This window comes from Flavobacterium endoglycinae, from assembly GCF_017352115.1.
In the GTDB taxonomy this organism is placed as follows: Bacteria; Bacteroidota; Bacteroidia; order Flavobacteriales; family Flavobacteriaceae; genus Flavobacterium; species Flavobacterium endoglycinae.
Map to the genome: position 1 here is coordinate 625,916 of NZ_CP071448.1, position 13,706 is coordinate 639,621.

Annotated in this window: 13 protein-coding genes; 2 read left to right on the plus strand and 11 right to left on the minus strand. The window is 33.1% G+C overall.

Annotation, left to right across the window (positions count from 1 at the left end; all coding sequences use genetic code 11):
* Window position 1: 1 nt before the first annotated feature.
* From ccoN to J0383_RS02715, 3 genes are all read right to left on the minus strand, one after another.
* Entirely contained in the window at window positions 2–2,185 is a 2,184-nt protein-coding gene (ccoN, locus tag J0383_RS02705; RefSeq protein ID WP_207296914.1) for a cytochrome-c oxidase, cbb3-type subunit I, read from the minus strand.
* Window positions 2,186–2,188: 3 nt separating this feature from the next.
* Complete coding sequence (gene ccoS, locus J0383_RS02710) at window positions 2,189–2,380, minus strand: cbb3-type cytochrome oxidase assembly protein CcoS (RefSeq protein WP_207296915.1); 192 nt, start codon at window positions 2,378–2,380, stop codon at window positions 2,189–2,191.
* A 114-nt stretch (window positions 2,381–2,494) separates the two neighbouring features.
* Window positions 2,495–4,882, minus strand: coding sequence for a heavy metal translocating P-type ATPase (locus tag J0383_RS02715; RefSeq protein ID WP_207296916.1), 2,388 nt, complete (start codon window positions 4,880–4,882; stop codon window positions 2,495–2,497).
* A gap of 209 nt (window positions 4,883–5,091) precedes the next feature.
* Here J0383_RS02715 and J0383_RS02720 point away from each other — a divergent pair, with 209 nt between their 5' ends.
* Window positions 5,092–5,772: a Crp/Fnr family transcriptional regulator gene (locus J0383_RS02720; RefSeq protein WP_207296917.1), complete on the plus strand. Its 681-nt coding sequence runs from the start codon at window positions 5,092–5,094 to the stop codon at window positions 5,770–5,772.
* Here J0383_RS02720 and mazG read toward each other — a convergent pair whose 3' ends face one another.
* From mazG to def, 3 genes are all read right to left on the minus strand, one after another.
* Window positions 5,773–6,543, minus strand: coding sequence for a nucleoside triphosphate pyrophosphohydrolase (gene mazG, locus J0383_RS02725; protein ID WP_207296918.1), 771 nt, complete (start codon window positions 6,541–6,543; stop codon window positions 5,773–5,775). It lies immediately after the preceding gene.
* A gap of 101 nt (window positions 6,544–6,644) precedes the next feature.
* A complete protein-coding gene (locus tag J0383_RS02730) occupies window positions 6,645–7,130 on the minus strand; it encodes a DUF5606 family protein (protein ID WP_207296919.1) in 486 nt (161 codons plus the stop codon).
* Window positions 7,131–7,193: 63 nt separating this feature from the next.
* Window positions 7,194–7,784 carry a peptide deformylase gene (gene def, locus J0383_RS02735; RefSeq protein WP_207296920.1) on the minus strand — a complete coding sequence of 197 codons (591 nt, stop codon included), beginning with the start codon at window positions 7,782–7,784 and terminating at the stop codon, window positions 7,194–7,196.
* A gap of 199 nt (window positions 7,785–7,983) precedes the next feature.
* Between def and J0383_RS02740 the strand changes: the two genes are divergently transcribed.
* Window positions 7,984–10,206, plus strand: coding sequence for an FUSC family protein (locus tag J0383_RS02740; RefSeq protein ID WP_207296921.1), 2,223 nt, complete (start codon window positions 7,984–7,986; stop codon window positions 10,204–10,206).
* Window positions 10,207–10,249: 43 nt separating this feature from the next.
* On the opposite strand, the gene J0383_RS02745 is transcribed toward J0383_RS02740, so the two are convergent.
* The 5 genes from J0383_RS02745 to J0383_RS02765 form a co-directional block, all read right to left on the minus strand.
* Entirely contained in the window at window positions 10,250–11,743 is a 1,494-nt protein-coding gene (locus J0383_RS02745) for a malate:quinone oxidoreductase (protein ID WP_207296922.1), read from the minus strand.
* A gap of 126 nt (window positions 11,744–11,869) precedes the next feature.
* Window positions 11,870–12,286 (minus strand): Holliday junction resolvase RuvX, encoded by a 417-nt coding sequence (ruvX, locus tag J0383_RS02750; RefSeq protein ID WP_207296923.1) that lies wholly within the window; start codon window positions 12,284–12,286, stop codon window positions 11,870–11,872.
* A 41-nt stretch (window positions 12,287–12,327) separates the two neighbouring features.
* Window positions 12,328–12,609 (minus strand): type II toxin-antitoxin system RelE/ParE family toxin, encoded by a 282-nt coding sequence (locus J0383_RS02755; protein WP_207296924.1) that lies wholly within the window; start codon window positions 12,607–12,609, stop codon window positions 12,328–12,330.
* Window positions 12,599–12,832: a hypothetical protein gene (locus J0383_RS02760; RefSeq protein WP_207296925.1), complete on the minus strand. Its 234-nt coding sequence runs from the start codon at window positions 12,830–12,832 to the stop codon at window positions 12,599–12,601. The genes J0383_RS02755 and J0383_RS02760 overlap by 11 nt, the downstream gene beginning before the upstream one ends.
* A gap of 164 nt (window positions 12,833–12,996) precedes the next feature.
* Window positions 12,997–13,626: a PAS domain-containing protein gene (locus J0383_RS02765; RefSeq protein WP_207296926.1), complete on the minus strand. Its 630-nt coding sequence runs from the start codon at window positions 13,624–13,626 to the stop codon at window positions 12,997–12,999.
* Window positions 13,627–13,706: the final 80 nt, after the last annotated feature.

The following is a 13,706-nucleotide window of genomic DNA, read 5'->3' on the forward strand; positions in this document are numbered from 1 at the left end:
GTTATTTAGTTTCTTTTACTTTAATATCAGTACCAAGTCTTTGAATGTAAGCAATCAAAGCAACTATTTCTCTTTCATTCATAGGAACGAATTTCTCTCCTTTTGCCTCAGCTTTTTTACGGCTTTCTTCGTAACTTTTGACAAAGTCAGGATCGCTTTCTAAACTTTTTTCGATTTTAACGGCTTGTTCTCTTAAAGTACGTTGTGCGTTTGCAATTTGTTCATCAGAGTATGGCACACCTAAGGTTTTCATTGCTTTCATTTTCTTTTCTGTCAATGAAATATCCATAGGTTTATTATCAAATAACCATTTATATCCTGGCATTATTGATCCAGCAGATATACTTTGCGGATTCCAGAAGTGGTTAAAGTGCCAGTTATCATTGTACTTACCACCTACTCTCAATAAATCTGGCCCTGTACGTTTTGAACCCCATAAGAATGGATGATCATAAACAAATTCTCCTGCTTTTGATTGAACTCCGTAACGTTCTACTTCACTTCTAAATGGACGTACAGATTGTGAATGACAGCCCACGCAACCTTCTCTAATGTATAAATCACGTCCCTCTAATTCTAAAGGTGTATATGGTTTTACACTAGTAATAGTTGGGATGTTCGTTTTAACCATTATAGTTGGTACAATTTGTATAATACCTCCAATTAAAATCGCGATAGTAGCCAAAATGGTTAACTGGATTGGTTTTCTTTCTAACCATGAGTGAAATTTTTCTCCGCTCAATCTATTGCTTTTTATTTTTTGTAAAGCTGGAGCTTGTGCCAATTCGTCTTCAATTGTTTCACCTGCTTTTACAGTCATTATAATATTGTAAACCAATGTTAACATACCAATTAGGTATAAACTTCCTCCAATTGCTCTCATCCAATACATTGGCATGATTGCAGTTACCGTTTCAAGGAAATTTCCGTAAGTTAAAGTACCGTCTGGGTTAAATTGTTTCCACATTGAAGCTTGTTGAAAACCTGCTACATATAATGGAATGGTGTAGATAATAATTCCTAATGTTCCAATCCAGAAGTGGAAATTCGCTAATTTCTTAGAAAACAAGGTGCTTTTGGTCATTCTCGGAATTAACCAATAAATAATACCAAATGACATAAATCCGTTCCATGCTAAAGCTCCTACGTGTACGTGAGCTACGATCCAGTCAGTATAGTGAGCGAGAGCGTTTACATTTTTAAGAGAAAGCATTGGTCCTTCAAAAGTCGCCATTCCGTAACCTGTAATCGCTACGACGAAGAATTTTAAAACTGGTTCTTCACGAACTTTGTCCCACGCTCCTCTTAAAGTTAAAAGACCGTTTATCATACCTCCCCAAGATGGAGCGATTAACATAACCGAGAATGCAACTCCTAAGTTTTGTGCCCAGCTTGGAAGAGCAGAATATAGTAAGTGGTGAGGTCCTGCCCAGATATAGATAAAGATTAAAGACCAGAAGTGAATAATTGATAATCTATAAGAGTAGATAGGTCGGTTTGCTACTTTTGGAACGAAATAATACATCAATCCCAAGAAAGGTGTTGTTAAGAAGAATGCAACCGCATTATGTCCGTACCACCATTGTACAAGTGCATCTTGAACACCTGCATAAACTGAGTAACTTTTTAAACCAGAAACTGGAATTTCAATATTATTAAAAATATGTAGAACCGCAACTGTTACGAACGTGGCAATGTAAAACCAAATGGCAACATATAAATGACGTTCTCTGCGTTTTAGCATTGTTCCAATCATGTTAATCCCCATTACCACCCAGATTAACGCTATTGCAATATCAATAGGCCATTCAAGTTCGGCATACTCTTTTGACGAAGTATATCCTAAAGGCAGTGTGATTGCTGCTGCAACGATGATTAACTGCCAGCCCCAGAAATGCAGATTAGTTAAAAAATCACTAAACATTCTGGTTTTAAGCAATCTCTGCATCGAATAATACATTCCTGCAAAAAAAGCATTTCCAACAAAGGCAAAGATAACTGCATTGGTGTGTAATGGTCTTAAACGACCATAACTAAGCCAGGAAATCCCGTCTGTAATGTTGGGAAAAAGGTACATAACCGCCAAGGTCAGTCCCACTAACATACCCACTACTCCAAAAAGAATAGTGGCGTAAATGAATTTTTTTACAATTTTGTTGTCGTAATAAAACTGTTCCATTTCCATAATTTATACTTGTTTTTCTTCAATTGGTGAATTATTATTTTGGGAAATAATTTTGGTTTCATCATCAAAAAGGATTCTGACTGATGGTGTATAATCGTCATCATACTGTCCAGACTTAACGGCAATAACAAAGGCAATAAAGAAGCAAACTGCCACGAAAATACTTACTGAAATTAAAAGATAAATAACACTCATACCGTAAATTTATAAGGACAAAATTACTAGGTCATCGGCGTTTAAAATATGATAATTATCATAGTCAAAGAAGAATGTTAAAATTAATAAAAAAATCTTTAAAAACACTTTTTACTAACTTAATTTACTCTTGCTGAAATAGTTAGACATAATCGTAACAAAACTTACAATCGTAATGGTGCTTAATGGCATAATGATAGCAGCTACTAATGGAAGGAGGTTTCCAGTAACTGCAAATGCAAGTCCAACGACATTATAAAGCAGTGATAAAGTAAAACTCATTTTAATAATTAAAATGGATTTATGAGATAGTTTCAAGAAATAATTCAGCCTTGAAAATTCGCCTGCATCAAGAATGGCATCGCAGGCTGGTGAAAAGACATTTACATTTTCAGAAACAGAAATACCAACGTTACTCTGTGCCAAAGCGCCAGCATCGTTCAAACCATCTCCAACCATCATAACATTTTTTCCTGTTTTCTGCAGTTTCTTGATAAATTCAAGTTTCTGCTCGGGTTTTTGATTAAAAATCAATTCGGTGTTTTGTGGTAAAATGGCTTCGAGATTTGCTCTTTCTCCATCATTATCACCCGAAAGTACTTTTATATCATAGTCTTTGCTAAGTGTTTTAAAAAGTTCTTCTAATCCATCACGATATTGGTTTTGGAACACAAATTTCCCATAATACTCATTATCAATTTTAATATGAAGAGCGGTTTTTTCGATCTCTGATGTATCTAAAACAGAACTTTCTACAAAAGAAGCGGAGCCAATTTTTACTTGTTTATTATCTGCTAAAGCTAAAATACCCTTACCAGTAATTTCTTCAAATTCTGCTATTTTAATTCTACCATATTCAGGCAAGAAATCATATAACATACGGCTCAACGGATGGTTAGATCCTCGCAGTACATTTTTAATCAATTCATAATTTTGATCTGAAAGTTTTTTTCCTTCATACTCAATATTAGATTTTTTATTGGTGGTAATAGTTCCAGTTTTATCAAAAACTATGGTATCTACTTTTGCCAATTGCTCAATTACCAAAGCATTTTTGAGATACATTTTCTGTTTTCCCATAATACGCAGAATATTCCCAAAAGTAAACGGAGCGGTAAGCGCCAAAGCACATGGACAAGCCACAATTAATACAGCAGTAAAGACATTAAAAGCTGTATTAGCATCAAAAAATATCCAATAACCAAAACCTACAAAGGCTATCAATAATAATATTGGGGTAAAATAACGGCTTATTTTATCTGTAATGGTTTTATGTTTTTGATCTACTTTTTTCTGGAAAATCTCATTACTCCACAATTGAGTAAGATAACTTTGTGAAACAGAATGCAATACTTCCATTTCGATTACCTTTCCAATCTGTTTTCCACCAGCAAATACTTTATCGCCAGAGACTTTAGTAATTGGCACCGCTTCGCCTGTAACAAAACTATAATCGATTTCTGCTTTTTCACTAATTAAAATACCATCAACCGGAATTAATTCTTGGTTTCTAATTAAGAGTCGGTTTCCTTTCAAAACATCATAAATTGGTACGCTTTCTTCAGATAAATCAGAATTAATTCTTGTTACGGCAATAGGAAAATAGGATTTAAAATCTCTTTCAAAACTTAAAAAACTATAGGTTTTGATCTGGAACATTTTTCCAAGAAGCATGAAGAAAACCAAACTGGCTAAACTATCAAAAAAGCCAGGCCCATGATCCATAAGCATATCGTAAGAACTACGTATAAACATGACTATAATCCCCAATGCAATTGGAATATCAATGTTTAACATTTTGGTTCTAATACTGTGATAAGCCGAAACATAATAACCACTGGCAGAATACAAGAAACTTGGCAATGCCAGAAGAAAAATCAAAAGTCTGAAAAACGGTTTGTAACTATCGAGCCAAAATTCTTTTATTTCGAAATATTCTGGAAATGAAAGCAGCATGATGTTACCAAAACAAAAGAAAGCAACCCCAAGTTTGTAGGTCAAACTACGATCAATTTTGTTTTTTCCTGTTTCATAATTTTCTAAGCTAATATAAGGTTCGTAACCAATTGAGCTGAGCAGATAAGCGATTTCTTTTAAAGAAACCGTTTCAGAATTAAATGTGATTCGGACTTTTTTTTCTGGGAAATTTACTTGTGATGTAGTAATTCCAGACTGAAGACGATTAAGGTTTTCTAAAATCCAAATACATGAACTGCAGTGTATGTGTGGAATATTTAATGAAACTATTGCAGTATTTCCTTCTTGAAATTCTAGCACTTTAGAAATAATAGCTTCATTTTCTAAAAAGTCATATTTGCCTTGAATATCCTGCGGTGTGGCTCCAGGCGATTTTTCAAAATCATAGTAGCAGGTTAAATCATTTAGACTAAAAATTTCGTAAACCGTTTTACAGCCGGTACAACAAAACTTCTTCTCATCAAAATTGATTTCTTCATTTTTTGGAATTACTAATCCACAATGAAAACAATTCTGCTCACTCATAATTTGTCTTTTTTAATCCTGCAAAGATTCCAAAACAAGAATGGTAATAACTATGATATTTATCATGTTATAAATGGATTCAAAGTTCTAATTTAGCAAATTAAAACGACCAAACATCGATAATCCCTTTTTTAAGTATTTTTTAGGTTATTAAATTACCAATGAAAGATAATTTTTGTTAATTTTGCACCTGAATTTTTTTAATTGCTATGAGTAAATGTGATCAATGTATTGTAAGACAGCTTTCTTCGTTAAAAGCTCTTAACAAAGATGAAGTTTTGAAACTCGCTAGCAGTAAAACGACTTACTCTATTAAAAAAGGTGAAGCTATTTTTGAAGAAGGCGATGTTACTAATGGTGTTTTTTGCGTAAAAGATGGAGTTGGGAAACTTTCTAAATTAAGTGCTAATGGGAAAGACCAGATTGTAAAACTGGTAAAATCTGGTGAACTTTTAGGCCAGCGTTCTATGATTAGCAACGAACCTGCCAATTTATCTGCAAAAGCAATCGCCGATATGGAGGTTTGTTTTATTCCGAAATCAGAAATTATCCATTTTTTTAATCACAACAATCAATTCTCTTTGAACTTGATGCAATCTGTATGCGAGGATTTAAAAGAATCTGAGAATAACAAAATTGCTTTAGTCCAAAAAACGGTAAAACAACGTCTGGCTGAAACATTATTACAGCTTCATGATGATTTTGGTGAGAATCCTGATAAAACTTTAAAAGTACAGCTTACCAGAGAAGAACTTGCTGGAATAATTGGAACAGCAACCGAAAGCTGTATCCGTTTATTATCTGATTTTAATAAAATGGAATTGATTGAATTAGTGGGTAAAAAAATTATGCTTAAAAATGTAAAAGCATTAAAAAAAATGGCTGAATAATTATTGCTTTTTAGCTTCGTTCCAAAAAACATCCATTTCTGCCAAAGTCATATCTGCTAAAGGTTTACCTAATTCACTTGCTTTACTTTCAAGATACTGAAAACGTTTAATAAATTTTTTATTTGTGCGTTCTAAGGCATCTTCTGGGTTTACATTTAAAAATCGGGCGTAATTGATCATAGAGAATAATACATCTCCAAATTCGGCCTCTATTTTATCCTGATCTCCAGATTTGACTTCTACTTGAAGTTCTTCTAATTCTTCTTGAACTTTATCCCAAACTTGGTGTGGTTCTTCCCAGTCAAAACCTACACCTTTTACTTTGTCCTGAATTCGGCTTGCTTTTACCAAGGCAGGAAGGCTTCTTGGAACTCCTTCTAAAACTGATTTTTTCCCTTCTTTTAGTTTTAGCTTTTCCCAGTTTTGCTTTACTTCTTCTTCGTCTTTTACCACTGTATCACTATAAATATGAGGATGACGATGAATCAATTTATCACAAATCTCATTACAAACATCTGCAATATCGAAATCATTTGTTTCTGAACCTATTTTTGCATAAAAAACAATATGGAGCAATAAGTCTCCTAGTTCTTTTTTCACTTCATTTAAATCATTGTCCAAAATAGCATCTCCTAATTCATAGGTTTCCTCAATGGTAAGATGTCTAAGGGTTTGCAAAGTCTGCTTTTTATCCCACGGACATTGCTCACGAAGTTCATCCATAATAATTAATAATCTTTCGAAAGCTTTTAATTGAAGTTCTTTGCTCATTGTGAAGTTTTTTTCTGGGTTGTAACGAATGATGTAAAATTAAAAAATCCTGTCAAGAAAATGTCTTAACAGGATTAATATATTTTGAGTTCAATGAACTACTATTCTTCTTTTTTAACTTTTGCTTTTTTAGCAGCCGGAGCTTTCTTTGGTTTTTCTTCAGCAGCAGGAGCTTCTTCTGGAGTTTCAGCAGCCGCAGGAGCTAAATCTGTCACTAAACCTTTAGCTTGTAGAGTATTGTACCAGTTTAATACTTTTTTAATATCTGAAGGATAAACTCTTTCTTCATCATATTCCGGTAAAATTTCTTTAAAATAAGCGTTCAAAGTTGCATTATCTTCTTTGTGAGAGATTGCCTGACCTTTGTTTTCTTTAACTGCAATTTTCTGCATTACTTCAGTCAATGGTTTTTCTCCTTCGTATGTATAAATTGAAATCTCTGATAATAAACTTACGTTACTTTTTAAGTTTACTGTAATTTTTTTTCCGTCTAATAATGATTCTGCCACAAAACCTGTACGAGTCTGAACTTTCAATACATATAAACCTGGTTTCCCAGAAATGGCTAAAATTTTGTCTAAATTCATGTTTATTAAAATTAGTATTAAGAATTTTCTAGTTTTTGTTTGATGCTCTAAATTTTAAGAACATTATCTGCCTTTTTTAGCAGCAGCAAATTTCATTCTGTAGTCTTGAAACGTTTTGCCTTCAGTGATATTTTTTAATTTTTTCTGAATCAAACGCTTTTTCAAAGACGATATTTTATCTGTAAATAAAATTCCTTCTATATGATCGTATTCGTGTTGAATAACTCTTGCAATCAAACCGTCAAAAACTTCAGTTTTCATTACAAAATCTTCTTCACAATATTCAATAGTAACGGTAGGTTTTCTGTACACATCTTCGCGGACATCTGGAATACTTAAACATCCTTCGTTAAAACTCCACTCCTCACCTTCTTCTTTAACGATTTTAGCATTGATAAAAGTTCTTTTAAAACCTTTTAAATCCTTTTGTTCGTTTGCTGGTAAATCCTCATCATCACTAAAAGGTGTTGTGTCTATAACAAAAATGCGAATTGGCAAACCTACCTGCGGTGCAGCAAGTCCAACTCCTGAAGCATTGTACATGGTTTCATACATGTTTGCTAACGTTTCTATAAGGTTTGGATAATCGGGTGTTATTGCCGTACCTACTTTTCTTAAAACAGGATCACCATATCCTACAATTGGTAAAATCATTTGTGTTTATTTAATGTTTTATCTAACGAAAACTGTATTAAAAGTTCGCGTAATTCAGCTGGCAAAAATAGTAAAAAATAGTCAACGATTAGCCGTAAAGCTATATTATAACATATTTTTTATATGCTTCGAAAAACTCAGCTATAATTATGCCAAAATATTTCGTACAATTCTTAACTTTGCTAGTAAACCTCTCTATATGTTTGATCGTATTTCAAAATTCACCAACAGTACTTCTTTTTTAAACGCATCAAAAGTCACTATTGCCTCTGTTGTGCCTGTGCTGGTTTTGAACTTTTTAGACCATTTTGAAATTGGTTTTACAATTGCCTTAGGTGCTTTTTATACGTATCCAAGTGATATTCCGAGTTCTTTAAGCCATAAAATAAAAGGGCTCATTGTAGCTTCTTTAATTGTTTCGGGAGTTAATTTATTGGTAAATCTTGCTTATCCTTATCCGGTTTTATTTTACCCGTTTTTAGGATTTCTATTATTTTTATGTTCGATGATTTCGGTTTATGGGCAAAGAGCAACTTTGGTATCGTTTTCTGCTTTATTGTCTATTTCTCTTTCATTTGGACATTTACATCAAGGATTAGAGGCTTTACAATATTCTAGCTATATATTTATAGGTGGAATTTTATACTTAATTGTTTCTCTTATATTTCATTTTGTACAACCTTATAAATATATAGAACTACAAATTGCTGAAGGAATAAAATTGACCGCAAAGTATTTAAAACTAAGAGGCGATTTATGGAGTCCAGAAGCTAATCGTGAAAAGATTATTGAAAAGCAATTAGCAATACAAGTAGATCTTAATTTAATTCATGAGGATCTTCGTAAAATGCTAATTGGCAATCAAAACACATCTGGAACTACGAGCCAGAATCGTAAAATGCTTTTGGTGTTTATTACTTTGGTAGAAATTCAGGAGCTGGCACTTTATACTTCATTTGACCATAGTAAGCTTCACGAGAAATTTGCCAAACATCCTGATGTTCTGCGCACGTATCAAAATGTCGCTTATAAACTGGCGTCTACTTTAAAGAAACTTTCAAAAAACGTACATCATATAGCAGTATATGTTGACAAGAACGATCTTAAAAATGAATTAGACGCTCTAGAATTTGCGATTTTTGATTATGAAAAAACGTTAGGAAGAGAAGAAGTTGCAGAAGGAGTTTTGATGCTGACCAATATGCTGAAATATGCTAAAAATCAAGTTGGTAAAATCAAGATTATTCAGCGTGCTTTATCGCTCGCTATGCAGTCTTATAAACTGAAAGACAAAGATAAAGAGCTTGAAAAGTTCCTGACACCGCAATATTATCCCATCCGAACTTTAATTGAAAACCTTAGTTATTCTTCATCTATATTCAGACATTCGTTACGATTAACGATTACCATTTTAGTGGGTTTGTTTATTGGTGAAATGCTGGATTTACAAAACGTGTATTGGATTTTATTAACGATTGTTGTTATCATGCGTCCAGGTTATGGTTTAACCAAAGAACGTTCTTACAATCGTATGTTCGGAACTATCCTGGGCGGATTACTGGCTTTCGGAATTGTTTCTGTGATTCAAAATCATGTTGCTTTAAGTATTTTTTCAATTGTGTGTATGCTTCTCGGAATTTCATTCACGCAAATCAACTACAAAATCAGCGCTACTTTTGTAACCATGTATGTGGTTTTCATTTATGGAATTTTAACGCCAAATGTGGTTGAAGTGATTCAGTTTAGAATATTAGATACTCTTACTGGAGCTACTCTGGCTTTTATTGCTAATCAGTTTTTATGGCCGGCTTGGGAGTTTATCAATACCCCTATTCACTTGGAAAACTCGATAAGAGCCAATAAAAATTATCTAAAAGAGATTGCTGATTTTTATAATACAAAAGGAGAAGTACCAACTTCTTACCGCTTATCAAGAAAAAATGCTTTTGTTGAGATTGGAAATCTAATGACATCGTTTCAACGAATGATGCAGGAGCCTAAGTCTAAACAAAAAACAATGCCTTTGGTTAATAAACTTGTGGTTTTAAATCATTCGCTTTTATCGGCTTTAGCATCACTTTCAACTTATATTCAGTCGCATCAAACTACATCTGCATCAGAATCATTCAATTATATTATTAAAACGATTTTATTGAATTTAGAACATTCTATTTCAATTTTAAGAAATGAAACTATTATTACAGATACGTTTTTTGATAAAGAAGATGTAACGCTGCAATTTGAAGAATTAAAACGTAGAAATTTCAATCGTCTTGCTGCCGATGACGAACTGGATAAAGAAACCCGTCAGGCAAAAATGCAGGAAGCACAGATGGTAATCGAGCAGTTAATCTGGATGAGTAATCTAGCCGAAAAAATATTAAAAATTACGAAAGAACTAAAAGCAACAAATCCAGATTAATTCATCTGGATTTGCTTTTTTTTTATAGAGTTTGTAAACTCAATTATTTTATTTTTAAAACCTCTGCCGTATGTTTTCTTACTTCTGCTAAAAGTTCAGGTTTATCGTTTAATGTTCTACCATAAGAAGGAATCATTTGTTTCATTTTGGCTTCCCATTCTGGGGTTTTAATTTGATTGGTAAAACATCTGCTGATTAAATCAATCATAATCGCTACAGCTGTTGAAGCACCCGGAGAAGCTCCTAATAAAACAGCTAAAGTTCCGTCATGTGTATTAATTACTTCTGTACCAAATTCTAAAACGCCGCCTTCTTTTTCGTCTTTTTTAATTACCTGAACACGTTGTCCTGCTCTTTCCAGTTTCCAGTCTTTTGAACGTGCTGTAGGCAGATATTCGCGAAGTGCTTTCATTCTGTCTTTTGGGGACTGACGCACTTGCTCAATTAAATATTTCGTTAGAGGAATATTATGATATCCAGCAGATAACATCGGAATTAAGTTATTTGCTTTTATCGATAAAGGTAAATCTAAATACGATCCATTTTTAAGGAAACGTGTTGAGAATCCTGCGAAAGGTCCGAAAAGAAGCGCTTTTTCGCCATCAATTACACGTGTATCAATATGCGGAACAGACATTGGCGGAGCGCCCACACTTGCTTTTCCATATACTTTTGCCTGGTGTTTTGCGATAACTTCAGGGTTGGTACATTTTAACCATTGACCGCTTACAGGGAAACCTCCATAACCGTGTCCTTCTGGTACATTTGCTTTTTCCAACAATGGTAATGAACCGCCACCAGCTCCAATAAAGACAAATTTTGGATATGCTTTTCGTTTTTGTCCGGTTGCAATATCGGTTATTTTAATTCTCCACGATTTATCTTCGCGCTGTCTTAATTTCTTTACTTCGTGATTGAAGAATAATTTAACCCCATCTAATTTCTCAAGGTAATTAAACATACTTCTGGTAAGAGCTCCAAAATTAACATCTGTTCCCATTTCCATGTGAGTTGCGGCTAATTTTTCTCCTTCATCTCTGCCTTCCATCACAAGCGGCATCCACTCTTTTAACTGCTCAGGATCTGTACTGAAAGTCATGTCAGCAAAAATTGGATTACTTTGAAGTGCTTCAAATCTCTTTTTAAGGTATTCAACGTTTTTATCTCCCCAAACAAAACTCATGTGAGGAACGCTTTTTATAAAATTTTCAGGAGATGGAACTTTTTTCTGTTCTACAAGATATGCCCAAAACTGACGTGAAATTTCAAAAGATTCTGCAATACTGATTGCTTTTTTAGGATCAATACTTCCGTCAGGCTTTTCAGGCGTGTAATTAAGTTCACAAAAAGCAGAATGTCCGGTTCCGGCATTATTCCAAGCATCTGAACTTTCGGCTGCTGCAACATCTAATCTTTCGTAGATTTCAATTTGTATATCCGGTTGCAGCTCTTTCAGAATAACTCCAAGAGTTGCACTCATAATTCCAGCTCCAATAAGCACTACATCACTACTGGAACGTATTGTATTGTCAGGCATAACAGTATTTGTTTTTAAAAATGCAAAGGTACTTTTTTCAAACGCAAAAAAAAACTAAAATGTGCATGATAAAAGTTAGAAAAACATATTTTTTTCTAAATAAAGTGAAATTAATCGGCTGTAAAGTCAGAATCGATTAGAAGAAAGATAGTCTTGAAGCATAATTGTTGCGGAAATTTCATCAATCAGCCCTTTATTTTGGCGCTGTTTTTTACTAAGTCCACTATCTATCATAGTTTGAAATGCCATTTTTGAAGTAAAGCGTTCATCTACTCGAATTACTTTCATATCTGGAAAAATATTTGAAAAATGAGTTACAAATCCATTAATCACTGATGCACTTTCAGATGGCTGTCCGTTCATTTGCTTGGGCTCACCAATTAAAACTGCTTCTACTTTTTCTTTAACGAAATAATCTTTTAAGAAGTCTATTAAAGTATGTGTTGGAATTGTGGTTAAACCAGATGCTATGATCTGCATTTCGTCAGTAACAGCAATTCCTGTGCGTTTTTGTCCGTAGTCTATAGAAAGAATTCTTGGCATTTTGAATTTTTTATCAAAGATAGAAAGGAAATTTCAGAAACTTATAAAGAATTTCTGTACTTAATGAAAGCAAAGAAGACAACTTTATTTTCATCAACATTTACCTCATAGATAGAAACATATCCCTTAAAAACATAATCTCTAATATTTTCATTTTCAAAGTATCTTGATTTTTTAAAATGAAAAGGGTTTTGAATATCTTTCTTTATATTTTTTATTAAATCATTTTTAAATTTTCTAGCCGCTCTTGGTTTATCTTTGGCTATATAATGAACTTGGTTATTTAAAGCAAACAAAAAATCTTCAGTAAAACTAATCTTCATATTTAGAAATTGTTTTTTCCAGAATTTCATCAACTTCTTCTACCGTATACAATTTTGAAGTTCCGCTTTTCAATTTGGTGTATGCCTCATGTACTTTCTTTTTATTATCATCAAAATCAGGATCTTCCGGTATTATCTTTAATTCATCTGAAGAAAAAGAACTCAATACTTTCAATATTTTTTCTTTAATCTCCGGTTGAAATTCCAATCTAATCGCTTCCATAACATTTTCTTTAGTATACAAATATAAGCCTTTTCAAATACATTTTATTTGAATCTAACTTAGATTGAGGATATTAATTAAAATATAAAAATCCAAAAGTCCGCCCTGAAAAATTCCAAAGCGGACTGAACCTAAATATTTAAAACCTAAAAAATTATTCTGATTTATCGATTAAATAAACGGCTGAAAAAACCTCTATGCTCCTCTTCCTCATCATTCTCTTCTTCATAGTGAGCAAATTTTGCTTGATTCTTTTCATGTTCGTAAATTAACTCCTTTATGTATTCAACATACGTTCTATTTTTTTCTTCCAAGAACCCAATTAAATATTTCTCACTGAACTCAACTCCACTTGCTGCTTCTATTTGAAGTAACTTTTTATACAATGGCTCAATATGCATGGCAATTACTTCTTGAGGAACAGATTGTCTTCTTCCAAAGTAATTTACAATCACTCCATTCTCATCTCTTGCAATATCGAAATCAGTAATTACCCAATAGTATCTTCCTGATTTTGCGAGATTTTTTACAATAGCGTGAAAGTTTTTTCCATTTTTAAGATTTTCCCAAAGTACTTTAAAAATAACTTTCGGCATATCCGGATGACGAATAATATTATGGGGCTGCCCCATCAATTCGTAATCTTCGTAACCACAAACATCAACAAAAACTTCATTGGCATATTCTATAATACCAAAAGCATTTGTTTTACTCATAATTACTTGTGTTTTGTCCCAGGTAACTTCTTTATCAATAACGGTAACTGGAGTTCGAGGCTGATTTTCCTGATTCATATCTAATCCATTAAATTAATGTTTCTTAATTCTAGCTCGTAAGAATTATTAGGTCAAAAGTAGAGAGAACAAAAAGGTCA